Below are 16,125 nucleotides of genomic sequence, written 5' to 3'. Positions count from 1 at the left end.
GCACGCCACCCACTGCGGGTGTGGCGTGCGCGCCGACGCGCCGGTATGCACGCCGTTCCGGGCGGCCGTCAGCAGGTCGAGTGGAAGAGGCCGCCGACGCGTTCGGTCGCGGTCAGCCGGTTGTACAGGGCCACCGCCGCCCTCGTCTCCTCCACGTGCACCTCGACCCCGGCCGCCCGCAGGACCTCCAGGGTCTCCGGCATGATCCCCAGGCGCTCCTCCATGCCCCGGCTCAGGACGACCACCCGCGCGCCGTGGTCGAGGAGTTCACGTACGTCCTGCGGCGGGACGCCGGGGTCGTGGCGGGTGCCGTGCTCGGACCAGTCCCAGGGCCGGCCGCCGCCGGGATAGAGCTTGAAGTCCTTGCCGGGCGCGAGCCCTTCGGCCTCGATGCGCCCCCACGCCAGGTGGGTGACGCGAGGGGAGGCGGCGGGGGAGGCGGCCTGGGCGGGCGGACTCCAGAGCATCAGGTTGCTCATCAGCTCGGCCTGCTCGATCGCGTCGTCCAGCGCGTGGTGCGTGTGCCGCCGGCGCGACCGCAGCTCGCGCGGCATCCTGCCCTTGACGGCGGCCCGCAGCGGGACGCGCGCCTTCGTCGCGTAGAGCGTTTTCATGTCCAGGCAGCCGGAGTGGCCGAACGGGCTGTCGCCGCCGAAGCGCATCAGGTACCAGTACAGGAAGGTCCAGTCGAAGGAGGCCGGGTAGCCGCACATCACGGGCTGGGCGCCGGCCGAGACCTCCCGCACCCACGTGCGGAACTCCGCCATCGCCGTGTCCGGATCGGCGCCCTCGCGCACCAGCCGGTCCCGGTCGAGCCCGCTCACCGCGAGCGCCTCGGGTACGAAGTCCTCGGCGATCGGCCGCAACTCCCGGTAGAAGGTGAGCTCTTCGGGATCGGCGGCCGTATACGACCCGCCGTCCTGCCGCCCGGCGACGGCGGCCCCGAAGCTGATCATCGAGTACGGGCCGGGAATGGGTCCGTCGGCCTCGATGTCGACGGAGATGTAGAGACTGGGACGTGCGGTACGGGCTGCCATGCGCGGCAGCATGCCAGCCCGTACCGCCGTGGACCATCGGGTTTTCCCGTTACGGAGCGGGCGTCAGGTACATCCCGCTCTGATCGGCACCGGCGGTGTTCTTGCAGCCGAACCCGGACGCGGCGGGCTGTGCCACGACCAGGGCCAGGCAGCGGCCCGCGGCCAGCTGGCCGAAGTAGTTCGGGTGCATGGACTCCTGGATCAGGCCCTGCGACTCGTTGTTGTCGATCCAGCGCGCCCACTCGCTCGTCGTGGCCGACGCCGGGACCGTCGAGGTCACCTGCTTGCTCGCCTTGGCGCAGACCTCGCGGCCCTGGAGCATGTCGCGCAGGTCCAGGAACTGCACGCCCTTGGCGGCCGCGACACCCTTGATGCGGTTCGCGATCTGCGGGACGAGCGAGTCCCGGGCCCAGTCCGAGTCCCGGTTCCAGAACGGGCAACCGCCGGTGTTGAGGCGGCTCCAGTCGCTCTGGGTGTACCGGTTCTCCGCACCGCGCGGGATCGGCGACGGGTAGGACTGCAGCACGATCCGGTAGGAGGAGTCGGCGTACCCGGCCCCGCGCATCACGGCCCGGATCTCGTCCACGGACTTGCCGACCGCGCCCATCACCGCGTCGATCTTCTGGTCCACGCCGTACTGCTGGTCGTCGTAGCAGTACGAGTTCCAGATGATGAAGTCGTACGCGCAGTCCTTGATGATCTCGGCGAAGCCGAGGTCGTTCCCGCCGATGGACAGGGCGATGACCTTGACGTTGTGGCTCGCGGCCACCGCGGCGAGCTGATCGGCCTGCGGAGCCTCGCCCTTGAAGGCCACCCCGCCGTTCGAGGCGCGGAACACGTTCTCGGACGTGGCCCCGGAACAGGCCAGGTTGACCGCCACGTCCGCGATCGCCCCGGCGCTGCGCACCTCGGCGGAGTCGGAGCGGTGGCAGCCGCCCGCGGTGGTCCCGTAGACCTTGCCGGGATCGTAACTGCTGCCGCTGACCCAGCCCCGGTCGGTGCCGTTGCGGCTCCCGGTGTTGGTCAGGCTGTTGCCCTTCCAGCGCCCGGCCTCGCCGGAGATGTAGCTGTCGCCCATGGAGACCACGGCGGTGGGCCCGCTGCCGGGACTGGCGGCGGAGGTCCCGGCGCCGGCGGACATCAGTGCGCCGACGGCGAGCGGCAGAACCATTCCGGCCCCGGCCAGTCGTCGCACACGACTGCCGGCCCGGTCCTTGCTGGCGGTGCGGAATCCGATCACGGCGGAACTCCTGCGGTCGGCCATGCGGGAGCCAGGACAACTCCGCCGCATGGCTGGGGAAGTGGGGGTTACCGCCGGCCGGTGGCACCGGAAAGGTGACACGCGCCCACTTGTTACCGCTAGGTACAGTCATGTTACGAACGAGTAACAACCGACCGGTCGTTCGGCCCCGCCCTCCCTGATCGCCCCGAAGTGGCCCAAAAACCACTCCGCCCCCGGCGCCGGAAAGGCGACGGGGGCGGAGGGGGCTGCGTTCGACTGCTGTGCGTTTCAGTCGAATTCAGACATTCAGCCGACCAGCTGGTCGTATGCGGGGAGGGTGAGGAAGTCCGCGTAGTCCGCGTCCAGGGAGACCTGGAGGAAGAGGTCGTGGGCCTGCTGCCACTTTCCGGCCGCGAAGGCCTCCTCGCCGAGCTCGGTGCGCAGGGCGGCCAGTTCCTCCGCCGCGATGGTGCGGGTCAGCTCGGCCGTGGCGGTCTTGCCGTTCTCGAAGACGACGCCGGCGTTGATCCACTGCCAGATCTGCGAGCGCGAGATCTCGGCCGTGGCCGCGTCCTCCATCAGGCCGAAGATGCCGACGGCGCCGTGGCCGCGGAGCCAGGCCTCGATGTACCGGATGCCGACCTGGACGGCGTTGCGCAGGCCGTCGTACGTGGGCTTCGCGTCCAGCGAGTCGATCGCGATGAGCTCGCCCGGAGCCACCGAGACGTCCTCGCGCAGGCGCTCCTTCTGGTTCGGCTTGTCGCCGAGCACGGCGTCGAAGGAGGCCATCGCGATCGGGACCAGGTCGGGGTGGGCGACCCAGGAGCCGTCGAAGCCGTCGCCGGCCTCGCGGTCCTTGTCGGCCTTGACCTTCTCGAAGGCGATCCTGTTCGCCTCGGCGTCCTTGCGGGACGGGATGAAGGCCGCCATGCCGCCGATGGCGTGCGCGCCGCGCTTGTGGCAGGTGCGGACCAGGAGTTCGGTGTACGCCCGCATGAACGGGGCGGTCATCGTCACCGCGTTGCGGTCCGGCAGGACGAACTTCTCGCCGCCGTCACGGAAGTTCTTGACGATGGAGAAGAGGTAGTCCCAGCGGCCCGCGTTCAGGCCGGCCGCGTGGTCGCGCAGCTCGTAGAGGATCTCCTCCATCTCGTACGCGGCGGTGATCGTCTCGATCAGGACCGTGGCGCGGACGGTGCCCTGCGGGATGCCGACGTAGTCCTGGGCGAAGACGAAGATCTCGTTCCAGAGGCGCGCCTCCAGGTGCGACTCCGTCTTCGGCAGGTAGAAGTACGGGCCCTTGCCGAGGTCGATCAGACGCTTCGCGTTGTGGAAGAAGTACAGGCCGAAGTCCACCAGCGAGCCGGAGGCCGGGCCGCCCTCGAACTGGAGGTGGCGCTCCTCGAGGTGCCAGCCGCGCGGCCGCATCACGACCGTGGCGAGCTGCTCGGCGGGCTTCAGCGCATACGCCTTGCCGGTGCGGGCGTCGGTGAAGTCGATCCGGCGCTCGTAGGCGTCGATCAGGTTGAGCTGGCCGAGGACGACGTTCTCCCAGGTGGGGGCGGAGGCGTCCTCGAAGTCGGCGAGCCAGACCTTCGCGCCCGAGTTCAGGGCGTTGATGGTCATCTTGCGGTCGGTCGGACCGGTGATCTCCACGCGGCGGTCGTTGAGCGCGGCCGGGGCCGGCGCGACCTTCCAGTCGGCCTCGCGGATCTGTGCGGTCTCCGGGAGGAAGTCGAGCGTGGAGGTGCGGGCGATCTCGGCGCGCCGCTCGCCACGCCGGGCGAGGAGCTCGGCCCGGCGCGGGGCGAACCGCCGGTGGAGCTCGGCCACGAAGGCCAGCGCCGCTTCTGTGAGGACTTCGTCCTGTCGGGGCAGGGGTTCGGCATCGACGATGGCCAGCGATGACGGCGCTGGTGCGGACATATCTGTCACTCCTTGCAGCGGCGGTGCCTGGCGGCCGCGGGGGAATGCTCGCGCGCGGACGGCACGGAGTGCCGTCGATGGTGGAGAGTTCCAAACTACGGTCGCGGGCGCCGTCTGTGGGTTCAGGGCGCTTCTGACCAGTGGATAGTAATTTCCTCATGGTGGAAGTTCAATGGTTTGTTGATATCGAGATTCTCCGAGTCGACAGATTTTGCCCACGGTATGGCTCTCAGTGCCACACCGGTCACGCCCTGCGCTGCCCGAACGCGCCTCAGTTCCGCTCGAGCCGCGCCAGATCGGCCGGCACGTCGATGTCGAAGGGTTCGGCCACATCCGCGCACTCCACCAGAGTGAGCTCTGCCGCGTGCCGTGTCAGGTGGACACGCGCACCCTTGTCGCCGTCGGCCGTCTCCGCGATGTCCGCCCACCGGTCCGAGCCGAACAGCACCGGATGGCCGCGCTCCCCGCCGTAGGCCGCCGCGACCAGGCTGGCGGGGGAGCGGTACGCCTCCCGTACCCGGCCCACGGCCGCCGGACCGATGCCCGGCTGGTCCACCAGGGAGACCAGGGCCGCGCGGGCGCCCGTACCGGCCAGGGACGCGAGGCCGACCCGCAGGGAGGAGCCCATGCCCTGCGCCCAGTCGGGGTTGTCCACGACCACGCATCCGGACAGGTCCGCGCGCTCGCGGACCTCGGCCGCCGAGGCGCCGAGCACCACGTGGACGGGACCGCAGCCCGCCTCGCGCAGTACGCGTACGGCGTTCTCCACCAGCGGGCGGCCGCGGTACGGGAGCAAGGCCTTGGGCCGGCCGCCCAGGCGGCGGCCACCGCCCGCCGCCAGGAGCAGGCCCGCGATCACCGGTGCGCCGGTGGGGGGAGCGGAGTGGGGAGCGGAGTCGGAAGGCGTGTGGGAATCGGCTGACATGCCACCGATTCTCGCTCCCCCGGGGAAACCCGGCTGCGCCGCGTGCGCCGCGCCAGCGAGCGCCGTACGGAGGCCAGCGCGGCCCCCATCCGCAGCGGAGGGGAGATCCGGTTCTCGGCGGCAGCCAGCAGGGCTCGTTCGTCACGGTCGGTCAACATCACGCGTCTCCTTGCCAATCGGGGGCCAATGCGGCGAGTCTGGTCCCTGATTGGCCTGGCCGTCAGAGCCAATCAGGGGAGGTTGGCATGGCGAACGGGCGAGTGGTCCAGACAGCGGACAGAACGATCGGCAGCCGTCAGCTCGCGGCGCTGCTCCCCGCGGAGGTGCTGGCCCGCCCCGGGTACCGGGCGCTCGCCGACGCCCTGCGCACCCTGGTCCTCGACGGGCGCATCGCCCTGCACGTACGGCTGCCCGCCGAGCGCGAGCTCGCCGAGGCGGTCGGCGCCAGCCGGGCCACCGTCACCGGGGCGTACGACCTGCTGCGCGAGAGCGGCTACCTCCGCAGCCGCCGCGGTTCCGGCACCTGGACCGAACTCCCCGACGGCCACCTCCCGGTCGGCTCGCCGGGCCTCATCGGCGGCGGCACCGGAGGCCGGCCCGACGGCGACCCGGGGATCGACCTCGCCATCGCCGCCATGGGCGCCCCGGAGGACAGCCTCTCCGAGGCCTTCGCCTGGGCCGCCCCGCGGCTGCCCCGCCTCGCCCGCAGCCCCGGCTACCACCCCTTCGGCCTCCCCGACCTGCGCAGGGCCGTCGCCGAACGGTTCACCCGGCGCGGCCTGCCCACCCGCCCCGAGCAGATCCTGGTCACGGCCGGCGCCCAGCAGGCCTTCGCCCTGGTCGTCAGCCTGCTCTGCCGCCCCGGGGACCGGGTCGTCACCGAGAACCCCACCTACGCCAACGCCCTCGACGCCCTGCGCCACGCCCGGCTGCGCACCGGGTCCATAGCCGTCTCCGACGCGGGCTGGGACATGGAGATCGCCGAGTCCACGCTGCGCCAGACCGTGCCCCGGATGACGTACGTGATCCCCGATTTCCACAACCCGACCGGCGCGCTGATGCCGGCGGAGCAGCGGCTGCGGCTGCTCGCGGCGACCCGGGCCGCCGGCACCTGGCTGGTCGTCGACGAGACCATCGCCGACATCGCACTGGACGTGCCCGCGCCCCCGCCGCTGGCCTCGCTCGCCCCGCGCGGCGGCGCCGAACACGTGATCACCATCGGTTCGCTCAGCAAGACGCACTGGGGCGGCCTGCGGGTGGGCTGGATCCGGGCCACCGCCAAAATGATCACCGAGCTGACGTCCGTACGGGTCTCCGCCGACATGAGCGGCTCGGTCCTCGACCAGCTGGTCGCGCTCCCGCTGATGGAGAGCATGGAGCGCTCGCTGCCCGCGCGCCTGGCGCAGCTGCGGATCCGGCGCGAGGCCCTGGTGCAGTCCCTCCAGCGGCACACCCCGGAATGGTCCTGGCAGCTCCCGCCGGGCGGGCTCTCGCTCTGGGTCGACCTCGGCGAGCCCGTCAGCTCCGCCCTGTCCGAACGGGCCGCGGCGGCCGGGGTGCACATCGGCCGCGGCGCCCGCTTCGGCGTGGACCCGGGCACCTTCGAGCACCGGCTCCGGATCCCGTACACCCTGCCCGCCGACCGCCTCGACGAGGGCGTCCGGCTCCTCGCCCAGGCCTTCCACGACGGGGTCCCGCTCGCCCCGGCGGTGGACCGGCCCTATTGGGTGGCATAGCCGTACGGGCAGCAGCCCGCAGGGCCCCGGTCGCAGGGCGGGGGTATCAGCCGACGCCCAGCGCCACCAGGCAGGTGTCGTCCTCGTGCTCCTCGGGCGTGTACGCCTCCATGATCCGGTCGAGGGTCTCCTGGGGGTCGAGCCCGCTGCACCCCGTCAGTACCTTGCGCAGGATGTCGATGCTGTCCGCGATGTCCTCACCCCGGCGCTCGACCATGCCGTCCGTGTAGAGCAGCAGGAGATCACCGGGCAGGAGGTCCGCGGTCGCGGTCCCGTACTCGTGCCCGGGCAGGAGCCCGAAGAGGGGGCCGCGGTGCTCCGTGTCCAGCACGGAGGCCCTGCCGTCACGCAGCAGCAGCGGCGGCGGGTGGCCGGCACACGCCCAGCGGAACCGCCGCTCCCCGTCGATGTGCCCGATGATCGCGGTCGCCGTTTCGGCGACCGGGTCGGCGCACAGCAGCTCGTTGAGCCAGGTGGTCAGCTGGCCCGCGTGCGTCCCCGGGGCGTGGGCCAGGCCCGCGAGGGCGTGCCGTTGCTGCGCCATCCGGGCGACCGCGCTCAGTCCGTGCCCGCAGGCGTCACCGATGGCGAGCAGGGTCCGGCCGTCCGGCAGCAGGCGGCATTTGTACCAGTCGCCGCCCACCGCCGCATCCGTTTCCGCCGGCAGGTAAGCCGCCGCCACGGACAGGCCCGCCTGGGCGAGAGCGGCCGAGTGCGTCGGCAGCAGCGCCTCCCGCAGAGCCGAGGCGACCCGCCGCTCGGCGGCCGCCTCCTCCCTCAGCCGGTCCGACTGCCTGCGCGTCGCGGCAAGCCGCTGCCGGCTGCGCACCTGGGACGTCAGGTCGCGCGCGATGACGTGCACCGACCAGGGGAGTCCGTCGATCGCGATGACGGGATGCCCCACGAGGTGAAGGGTGCGCACCTCCCCGAGCACGTTGAAGCGGATCTCGGTCCCCGACGGCTCCTCGCCGTCGATCAACGCCAGCAGGAACTTTCCCAGGCGCGCCACGTCGTCCAGCAGGACGACGTCGCACAGTTCGGCCAGGGTCAGAGGCCGGGACGGATCGTTGCGGAAGATCGACGAGAGCCCTTCCGACCAGGCGACCTCGCCGGACAGCAGGTCCCAGGTGCCCCAGCCCATGGACCCGATGTACTGCGCGTCCAGGGAGAGCAGTTCCATGCGGTTGTGGGCCGCCCGCCACGTCGCCAGCACCTTGTCGCCGCAGGACGAGGCGTCGTACAGGAGCTTCGTGCGGTGCAGACCGTCGCTGCGCTGCTCCGTGTAGTCCAGGGCGTACCCCTTCAGGGCACGGCCGGTACTCAGCACGGAGTCCAGAGCCCCGACCAGCCCGCCGACCGCGGCCCCCGGCTGGACTTCGAGCAGCCGCCGGCCGATCTGGCGGTCCGGAGCCTCCAGCCAGTCGGCCGCGCGGACGTGGTTGCCGGCCTGGACCGTGAAGTCGACCGTCCGCCCGGTCTCGTCGCGCACCGGGATGAACAGCGCTGCCGACAGCGGGATGGCCGGCAGGGTCGCGCAGACGCACTCCCACGGGTCGTGTTCCTCCGCGCCGTCGCTGCAGCCGTGGCCGGGCCCCGGACTGCCGCACGAGCAGACGTCCACGCGCTCGTCCGCCGGAGGGGCCCCTTCCCCCGCCGGGCGTTCGTCGACCCGGACGCCGGCCCCGTGGCGGGCCGCCTCCCGCAAGGCTCTGACCTCACGCGCGAGGTACTGCTTGAGCGTGTCGGGGTCCTGCGGGATCAAGGGACTCATGGGTCATCACCGGCTGGGTAGCTGGTACGGGCCGTCCCGCCGGGGTCATTCGGCGAGCATGCCCGTGCGCAGTCTGGTCAGGATGCGGGTCAGGAGGCGCGAGACCTGCATCTGGCTGATGCCGAGCTCGGCGCCGATCTCGGACTGGGTCATCTCCCGTCCGAACCTCAAGTACAGGATCTCCCGGTCCCGTGCGCACAGCTCGTGCAGCAGAGGTCCCAGGGCGTGCAGGTCCTCGAAGAGCTCGATGGCGCGGTCGCTCTCCCCGGCGGCGTCCGCCGGGGTGCGGGACGTGCGCGGCGCGGTCTGTTCCGCACCGCCCGCCGGGGCGTCGAGGGGCTCGGTGGAGTAGCCGTTGGCCGCGACGAGCCCCTCGATGACCTCTTCCTCGTCCAAGCCGAGGTGGCGGGCGATCTCGCGCACGGTGGGGGCGCGGCCCAGCGCGGCCGAGAGGTCGTCGCCGGCCCTGGTGAGGTCGATGCTGCGCTCCTTGAGCCTGCGCGGAACGCGCACCGCCCAGGTGGTGTCCCGGAAGTGCCGTTTGATCTCCCCGGTGATGTACGGGAGGGCGAGGGTGGAGAAGTGCACCCCCCGGTCGGGATCGAAGCGGTCGATCGCCTTGATCAGTCCGATCGTGCCGGCCTGGACGATGTCCTCCAGCTCCGCGCCGGCCCCGCCGGCGCTCCCGCTGCGGAACCCGCGTGCGGCGAACCGTACGAGGGCCATGTTCATCTCGATCAGCGTGTTGCGCACGTACCGGTGCTCCGCCGTGCCCTCCGGCAGGCTCCGCAGACGGGTGAAGAAGAGCCCGGTCAGCTCCCGGGCGTCCTCGGGGGCCACCTGGTGGGCCAGGGCGATCCGGGGCACCCCGGCACGGTCCGGCACCGACGCGTGCGCAGGCCCGCTCGCAGGCCCGCCCGCCGACGCGGGCGCAGTCGCTTCCGGCGAGGTCACGCGGCTGGTGGTGCGATCGATGGGGGTGGTGGATCCGGGCACGGTCCCGTCCTTCCGTCCGTCGGTGCAGGGCTGCCAGGTGCGCCTGCCCGCCGTGCCCGCGTCCACGCCCCCGGGACGCCAAAGGGGGCCGTCCGGCCCGCCGGCGCGGGACTTTCGTCCGTCCCGGCCACGGCCACGGCGCCGGGGCCGGCCTTACGGGGTGCGGATGAGGCGGCGGGTGGCGGCCGCCGCCACCGCCGAGGTGCGCGAGTCGACGCCGAGCTTCGCGTAGATGTGCACCAGGTGTGACTTGACCGTCGCCTGGCTGAGGAAGAGCCGCTTGGAGATCTGCTGGTTCGACAGGCCGTCCGCGACGAGCTGCAGCACCTCCAGCTCCCGCTTCGTCAGTGCCTCCGCCGGGGTCCGCATCCGGTCCATCAGCCGCAGCGCCACCGCCGGGGCCAGCGCCGACTGGCCCGCCGCGGCGGTCCGTACCGCCGCTGCCAGTTCCTCCGGCGGGGCGTCCTTCAGCAGGTAGCCCGAGGCGCCGGCCTCCACCGCCGCCAGGATGTCCGCGTCCGTGTCGTACGTGGTCAGCACCAGGACCCGGGGCGCGTCCCGGCGGGCCGTGATCAGGGCCGTCGCCTCGGAACCGTGCATCCCCGGCCCGAACTGGAGATCCATCAGGACCACGTCCACGGGCTCGGCGCCGGCCAGTTCCACCGCCCGCTCGGCGGTCGCGGCCTCCGCCACCACCGCGAAGTCCGGTTCGGTGTCCAGTACCGCGCGCAGACCCGCCCGGACCACCGGGTGGTCGTCCGCGAGGAGCAGCCGGATGGTCATCAGGAGGCCTCCAGGGGCAGCGGCAGGGTGACGGCCACGGCGGTGCCCTGGCCCGGGTCGGACTCCACGGTGAACAGCCCGCCCAGGGTCTCGGCGCGCGAGCGCATCGCGGGCAGCCCGAAGCCCCCGTCCCCCGACGCCGCGGCGGCCGAAGAAGGGTCAAAGCCCTGCCCGTCGTCCACGATGTCCAGCGTCACCGAGGCGTCCATGAAGGTCAGCGTGATCTCGGCGCGCTTGGCCCGCGCGTGGCGCACCACGTTGGCCAGCGCCGACTGGGCGATCCGCAGCAGGGCCACCTCGTACGGGGTCGGCAGCACCCGCGGCGTGCCGCTCAGCGAGAACCGCACGCGCGGCCAGGGCGCGCCGGAGCACAGCCGCCGCAGGGCCGCCGGCAGAGAGCCGTGTTCCAGATCCGGCGGGGTCAGGGCCCGTACGAAACGACGCGCCTCGGCGAGGTTCTCCTGGGCGGCTTCGCGCGCCTGCGCGATGTGCGCCAGCGCCGCCTCCTGGGGCGGACCTTCGCCGAGGGCCCGCTCGGCGGCCCGCAGCAGCAGCTGGATGGAGGACAGCCCCTGGGCCAGGGTGTCGTGGATCTCCCGGGCGAGGCGTTCCCGTTCGGCGAGGATCCCGGCGCCCCGCTCGGCGGCGGCCAGTTCCGCCCGGGTGGTGATGAGCTCCTCGATCAGCTCGCGGCGGCGTTCGCTCTCGCGGTACAGCGCCTGGTAGCCCAGTACGGTCGCCACCGCCACGGCCGCGCCCAGCAGCGGCCCGAGGAACGCTCCCGGGGGCACCGCGCTGCTGTGCGCGAGGAACCCCCCGATGGCCGTGCAGGCGGTCAGCGCGACGGCCGCGACACCCCAGCGCAGCCGCAGCAGGTGCAGCTCCAGGAAGTACAGCGGGAAGGCGATCCACAGCCCGTCGGGGGAGACCGCCAGCAGGGCCGCCCAGATCGCGCCGAGCGCGGCCAGCCACACCGCCCCGGCGCGCCGGGAGCGGTGCACCGCGGGGGTGCGTACACCGCCCGCGTACACGGCGGCCAGTACCGCGCAGACGGCCACCACCCAGCCGGCCCGGGGCGCGGAGTCGGCCAGCGCCCGGCCGGCGGCCAGCGCGAGCAGCCCCAGCAGCAGGGCGTGCAGGCACAGCCGCAGCACGGCGGACACGGGGGTGAGGGGGCGGGGGGCGGCGGGAACGGGGGGAACCGGGGGAACGGGAGGAGTCATCGCCGGACCAGCGTAAGTCGGGCCCGGGCGGCCCCGGTCAATCGAAGGGTTGATCTCTCGGTGCACCCTTCGATCCGAGGATCGCTACCGCGGCGCGATGCCTCGGGCCGGGGCGGAAGACCACGGTGGGGGACATGTTCGTCGCATGGAGAGATCTACGGTTCGCGAAGGGCCGGTTCGCCCTCATGGGCTCGGTCGTCCTGCTGATCACACTGCTGGTCGGCCTGTTGTCCGGACTCACCGCCGGTCTGGCCCGGGAGAACGTCTCGGCCGTCACCGGGCTGCCCGCCACCCATCTGGCGTTCGCCGCGCCCGCCGGTGACCAGCAGGTGTCCTTCACCCACTCCCAGGTCCCGGAGAGGGCCTGGCAGACCTGGCGGGGGCGGCGCGGGGTGAGCGCCGCCGAGCCGCTGGGCATCCGTACCGCCAACGCCGCCGCGGGCGGGCGCACCGCCGCGGTGTCCGCCTTCGGCGTGGAGCCGGCCGGGGGGCTTGCCCCGCACGGCGCGGGCCTCGCCACGGGCCAGGTGGTCCTCACCGAGAAGGCCGCGAAGGAGCTGGGCGGCCTCACCGCGGGCGCCAGGCTGAAGATCGGCCCGCTCGACCTCGCCGTCGCCGCGGTCTCCGGCACCGCCGCGTACAGCCACACCCCCGTGGTCTGGATGGACCTGAACGACTGGCAGCGCATCGGAAACCCCGGCACGTCCCCGGAGACCGCGGAGAACCCGCAGACCGCGCAGACCGCGCAGACCTGGGCGACCGTCGTCGCCGTCTCCGGCGAGGGCATCGACCTGGCCGCCGCCGACGAGGCCGCCGGCACCGCGGTCCGGACCGTGGAGGAGGCCCTGGGCGCCATCGGCTCCTACCAGGCCGAGAACGGTTCGCTCCAGCTGATGCGCGGCTTCCTCTTCGCCATCTCGGCCCTGGTGACGGGCGCCTTCTTCACCGTGTGGACCATCCAGCGCAGCGGGGACATCGCCGTCCTGAAGGCACTGGGTGCCTCCACCCCGTACCTCCTCAAGGACGCCCTCGGGCAGGCCGTGGTGATGCTCGTGACCGGCACCGGACTGGGCACCGCCCTGGCCGCCGGCTTCGGGGCGCTGATCAGCGGCGGGAACGTGCCCTTCGTGCTCGACACCGCCACCGTGCTCGTCCCGGCCGCCGTGCTGATCGCGCTCGGCGCGCTGGGCGCGGCCCTGTCCATCCGGCGGATCACCGCCGTCGACCCCCTGACCGCTCTCGGGAGCGCCCGATGACCCTGCTCCTCCACGACGTCACGCTCACCTACCCCGATGGCGACTCCCGGCTCACCGCGCTCGACGGGGTCTGCCTGGAGGTGCCCGCAGGCACCCTGACGGCGGTGATCGGACCCTCCGGTTCCGGCAAGTCCAGCCTGCTCGCCGTCGCCGCCACCCTGGTCACCCCCGACTCCGGCCGGGTGGTCGTCGCCGGCCGGGACACGGCGGAGATGAGCGCCGCCGCGAAGTCGGCCCTGCGCCGGGAGCAGATCGGCATCGTCTTCCAGCAGCCGAACCTGCCGGCCTCGCTGACCGCCGCCGAACAGCTCCAGGTCATGGCGCACCTCTCGGGCAGGCCCGCGCGCCCGCTGCGCCGGCGCGCGCTGGAGCTGCTGGACGCGGTGGGTCTGGCGGACAAGGCCGACAAGCGGCCCCACCAGCTCTCCGGGGGCCAGCGCCAGCGGATCAACATAGCGCGGGCCCTGATGAACGAGCCCTCCGTGCTGCTGGTCGACGAGCCGACCAGCGCGCTGGACCACGAGCGCGGCGCCGCCGTGCTCGACCTGCTGGTCACGCTGACCCGTGAGCGCTCCACGGCCACGGTGCTGGTCACCCACGACCACGCCCACCTGGGGCGGATGGACCGGACGGTGACCATGGCCGACGGCCGCCTGGCCCGGAGCCCGGATCCGGTCGCGGACCCGGTCGCGGTCCCGGCGTCCTGAGCGCGGGGACGCGGACGGCCCCGGTCCCCTGGTCGAGGGGGGGCCGGGGCCGTTCGGGCAGGCCTGCGCTACGCCGGGTTCTGGTTGGACAGGGCCACCGACAGCTCGGCCGCGACGGTCTGCAGGATCGGCACGAAGGACTCGGCCACGGCCTCGGTCACCCGGCCGGCCGGGCCCGAGATGGAGATCGCGGCGGCGGTCGGCGAGTTCGGCACCGACACGGCGAGGCAGCGGACTCCTATTTCCTGCTCGTTGTCGTCGACCGCGTAGCCGGTCTTGCGGACCTGGTCCAGCGCCTCGAGGAAGCCCTCGGGCGTGGTGATGGTCTTCTCGGTCGCCGCGGGCATGCCGGTGCGCGAGAGCAGCGCCCGTACCTCGTCGGCCGGGGTGTAGGCGAGGAGCGCCTTGCCCACGCCGGTGGAGTGCGGGAGCACCCGCCGGCCGACCTCGGTGAACATGCGCATGGAGTGCTTGGACGGCACCTGGGCGACGTAGACGATCTCGTCCCCGTCGAGCAGGGCCATGTTCGCCGTCTCCCCGGTCTCCTCGACCAGGCGGGCGAGGTAGGGGCGCGCCCAGGTGCCCAGCAGCCGCGACGCGGACTCGCCGAGGCGGATCAGCCGGGGCCCGAGGGAGTACCGCCGGTTGGGCTGCTGGCGGACGTATCCGCACGCGACGAGCGTCCGCATGAGACGGTGGATCGTGGGCAGCGGCAGTCCGCTGGCCGCGGAGAGCTCGCTGAGGCCGACCTCACCCCCCGCGTCAGCCATGCGTTCGAGCAGATCGAAGGCGCGCTCAAGGGACTGGACGCCACCGCTGGCGGCGGTGGTCTTGGCGGAAGCGTCGGTGGTGCTGGCGCTGGACGTCGGCACGGCGCGGTCCTTTCGGTGCTGGCAGGCAAGGAAGCAGCCTACCGGTCGGTCGGCTTCGGCCCTAGTGCAGGGGCGATGCCGTCCCCGCCGGTCAGAGGCGGTTTGTCCGGGTGGCGGACGTCCTCGGGAAGTTACCTCCCCTTCCCCGGTGGTGGTAGCTACATTCTGTATAGCGAAATCTTAATTCCATCCTGTGGAAACATCCAATCGCGACGCGGGCGGGTCAGCGGTCCGTCCGGGCACTCTTGACTGGCTCTCGATCGCCGTGAAGACTCCGTCAACAGAACGTTGAATTTCGCTCTGTGGAAGTAGATGGGGAGGTTCCGGTGGCCGACGTGGCTGTGGAACTGGTACTGCGCTCGACGCGCGTCATCACTCCCGAGGGGACGCGCGCCGCTTCGGTGGCCGTCGCCGGCGGGAAGATCACGGCCGTGCTGGCGTACGAGGCCGAGGTACCGGCCGGAGCCCGGCTGGAGGACTTCGGCGACGACGTCCTGCTCCCCGGTCTGGTCGACACCCACGTCCACGTGAACGACCCGGGCCGCACCGAGTGGGAAGGCTTCTGGACGGCGACCCGCGCCGCCGCGGCCGGTGGCATCACCACCATCCTCGACATGCCCCTGAACTCCCTGCCGCCGACCACCACGACCGACAACCTGCGCGTCAAGCAGGACGTCGCCCGTACCAAGGCGCACGTGGACGTCGGCTTCTGGGGCGGGGCCCTGCCGGACAACGTCAAGGACCTGCGCCCGCTGCACGACGCCGGCGTCTACGGCTTCAAGTGCTTCCTGTCGCCCTCGGGCGTGGAGGAGTTCCCCGAGCTCGACCAGGAGCAGCTCGCCGCCTCCCTCGCCGAGATCACCGGCTTCGGCGGCCTGATGATCGTGCACGCGGAGGACCCGCACCACCTGGACGCGGCCCCCGTCGTCCCGGGCCCGAAGTACGCGGACTTCCTCGCCTCGCGCCCGCGCGACGCCGAGAACACCGCCATCGGCAACCTCATCGCCCAGGCCAGGCGGCTGAACGCCCGCGTCCACGTCCTGCACCTGTCCTCCTCCGACGCGCTGCCGCTGATCGCCGCCGCCAAGGCCGAGGGCGTCCGGATCACGGTCGAGTCCTGCCCGCACTACCTCACCCTCACGGCCGAGGAAGTCCCGGACGGCGCCAGCGAGTTCAAGTGCTGCCCGCCCATCCGTGAGGCCGCCAACCAGGACCTCCTGTGGGACGCGCTGGCCGACGGCACCATCGACTGCATCGTCTCCGACCACTCGCCTTCCACGGCGGACCTCAAGACGCAGGACTTCGCCTCCGCGTGGGGCGGCATCTCCTCCCTCCAGCTGGGCCTGCCCGCCATCTGGACCGAGGCGCGCCGCCGCGGCCGCAGCCTCGAGGACGTCGTGCGCTGGATGTCCGCCGCCCCGGCCGCCCTGGCCGGACTGACGCAGAAGGGCGCGATCGAGGTGGGCCGCGATGCCGACTTCGCCGTCCTCGCCCCTGAAGAAACGTTCACTGTGGACCCGGCCGAACTCCACCACCGCAACCGGATCACGGCGTACGCGGGCAAGACCCTGCACGGCGTCGTGAAGTCCACCTGGCTGCGCGGTACGCAGATCGCCGACCACGGCACCCCGACCGAGCCCACGGGCCTCCTCCTCGAAAGGCAGAACTGAC

General features: G+C 72.5%; 13 protein-coding genes. 4 read left to right on the top strand and 9 right to left on the bottom strand.

Annotated features, from left to right (window positions below; genetic code table 11):
• Window positions 1-68: 68 nt before the first annotated feature.
• The 4 genes from ACZ6I1_RS11500 to ACZ6I1_RS11485 all read right to left on the bottom strand — a co-directional run bounded on the left by ACZ6I1_RS11500 (window position 69) and on the right by ACZ6I1_RS11485 (window position 5,110).
• Window positions 69-1,037 (bottom strand): MTH938/NDUFAF3 family protein, encoded by a 969-nt coding sequence (locus tag ACZ6I1_RS11500; protein ID WP_469285850.1) that lies wholly within the window; start codon window positions 1,035-1,037, stop codon window positions 69-71.
• A 49-nt stretch (window positions 1,038-1,086) separates the two neighbouring features.
• Complete coding sequence (locus ACZ6I1_RS11495) at window positions 1,087-2,277, bottom strand: GDSL-type esterase/lipase family protein (protein WP_469285848.1); 1,191 nt, start codon at window positions 2,275-2,277, stop codon at window positions 1,087-1,089.
• A gap of 288 nt (window positions 2,278-2,565) precedes the next feature.
• Window positions 2,566-4,185 carry a malate synthase A gene (gene aceB / locus ACZ6I1_RS11490; RefSeq protein ID WP_469285846.1) on the bottom strand — a complete coding sequence of 540 codons (1,620 nt, stop codon included), beginning with the start codon at window positions 4,183-4,185 and terminating at the stop codon, window positions 2,566-2,568.
• A gap of 271 nt (window positions 4,186-4,456) precedes the next feature.
• Window positions 4,457-5,110 carry a nucleotidyltransferase family protein gene (locus tag ACZ6I1_RS11485; RefSeq protein ID WP_469285844.1) on the bottom strand — a complete coding sequence of 218 codons (654 nt, stop codon included), beginning with the start codon at window positions 5,108-5,110 and terminating at the stop codon, window positions 4,457-4,459.
• Window positions 5,111-5,355: 245 nt separating this feature from the next.
• Here ACZ6I1_RS11485 and yczR point away from each other — a divergent pair, with 245 nt between their 5' ends.
• Window positions 5,356-6,846 carry a MocR-like transcription factor YczR gene (gene yczR / locus ACZ6I1_RS11480; RefSeq protein ID WP_469285842.1) on the top strand — a complete coding sequence of 497 codons (1,491 nt, stop codon included), beginning with the start codon at window positions 5,356-5,358 and terminating at the stop codon, window positions 6,844-6,846.
• Window positions 6,847-6,892: 46 nt separating this feature from the next.
• Here yczR and ACZ6I1_RS11475 read toward each other — a convergent pair whose 3' ends face one another.
• The 4 genes from ACZ6I1_RS11475 to ACZ6I1_RS11460 all read right to left on the bottom strand — a co-directional run bounded on the left by ACZ6I1_RS11475 (window position 6,893) and on the right by ACZ6I1_RS11460 (window position 11,619).
• Complete coding sequence (locus tag ACZ6I1_RS11475) at window positions 6,893-8,617, bottom strand: PP2C family protein-serine/threonine phosphatase (RefSeq protein ID WP_469285840.1); 1,725 nt, start codon at window positions 8,615-8,617, stop codon at window positions 6,893-6,895.
• Between the two features lie 45 nt (window positions 8,618-8,662).
• Complete coding sequence (locus ACZ6I1_RS11470; protein WP_469285879.1) at window positions 8,663-9,571, bottom strand: SigB/SigF/SigG family RNA polymerase sigma factor; 909 nt, start codon at window positions 9,569-9,571, stop codon at window positions 8,663-8,665.
• A gap of 195 nt (window positions 9,572-9,766) precedes the next feature.
• Window positions 9,767-10,396 carry a response regulator gene (locus ACZ6I1_RS11465; protein WP_469285838.1) on the bottom strand — a complete coding sequence of 210 codons (630 nt, stop codon included), beginning with the start codon at window positions 10,394-10,396 and terminating at the stop codon, window positions 9,767-9,769.
• Window positions 10,396-11,619, bottom strand: a complete 1,224-nt coding sequence (locus ACZ6I1_RS11460; protein WP_469285836.1) for a sensor histidine kinase — start codon at window positions 11,617-11,619, stop codon at window positions 10,396-10,398. The genes ACZ6I1_RS11465 and ACZ6I1_RS11460 overlap by 1 nt, the downstream gene beginning before the upstream one ends.
• 134 nt (window positions 11,620-11,753) lie before the next feature.
• Here ACZ6I1_RS11460 and ACZ6I1_RS11455 point away from each other — a divergent pair, with 134 nt between their 5' ends.
• Both ACZ6I1_RS11455 and ACZ6I1_RS11450 read left to right on the top strand, forming a co-directional pair.
• Window positions 11,754-12,875: an ABC transporter permease gene (locus tag ACZ6I1_RS11455; protein ID WP_469285834.1), complete on the top strand. Its 1,122-nt coding sequence runs from the start codon at window positions 11,754-11,756 to the stop codon at window positions 12,873-12,875.
• Window positions 12,872-13,582, top strand: a complete 711-nt coding sequence (locus ACZ6I1_RS11450; protein WP_469285832.1) for an ABC transporter ATP-binding protein — start codon at window positions 12,872-12,874, stop codon at window positions 13,580-13,582. Before ACZ6I1_RS11455 ends, ACZ6I1_RS11450 begins: the two co-directional genes overlap by 4 nt.
• A gap of 68 nt (window positions 13,583-13,650) precedes the next feature.
• Here ACZ6I1_RS11450 and ACZ6I1_RS11445 read toward each other — a convergent pair whose 3' ends face one another.
• A complete protein-coding gene (locus ACZ6I1_RS11445; RefSeq protein WP_469285830.1) occupies window positions 13,651-14,454 on the bottom strand; it encodes an IclR family transcriptional regulator in 804 nt (267 codons plus the stop codon).
• 335 nt (window positions 14,455-14,789) lie between these two features.
• Here ACZ6I1_RS11445 and allB point away from each other — a divergent pair, with 335 nt between their 5' ends.
• Complete coding sequence (gene allB / locus ACZ6I1_RS11440; RefSeq protein ID WP_469285877.1) at window positions 14,790-16,124, top strand: allantoinase AllB; 1,335 nt, start codon at window positions 14,790-14,792, stop codon at window positions 16,122-16,124.
• Window position 16,125: the final 1 nt, after the last annotated feature.

Source organism: Streptomyces sp. NPDC046303, from assembly GCF_055588085.1.
Note: the sequence above shows the minus strand (reverse complement) of the source record. Positions and strands in the feature narration are given on the sequence as shown.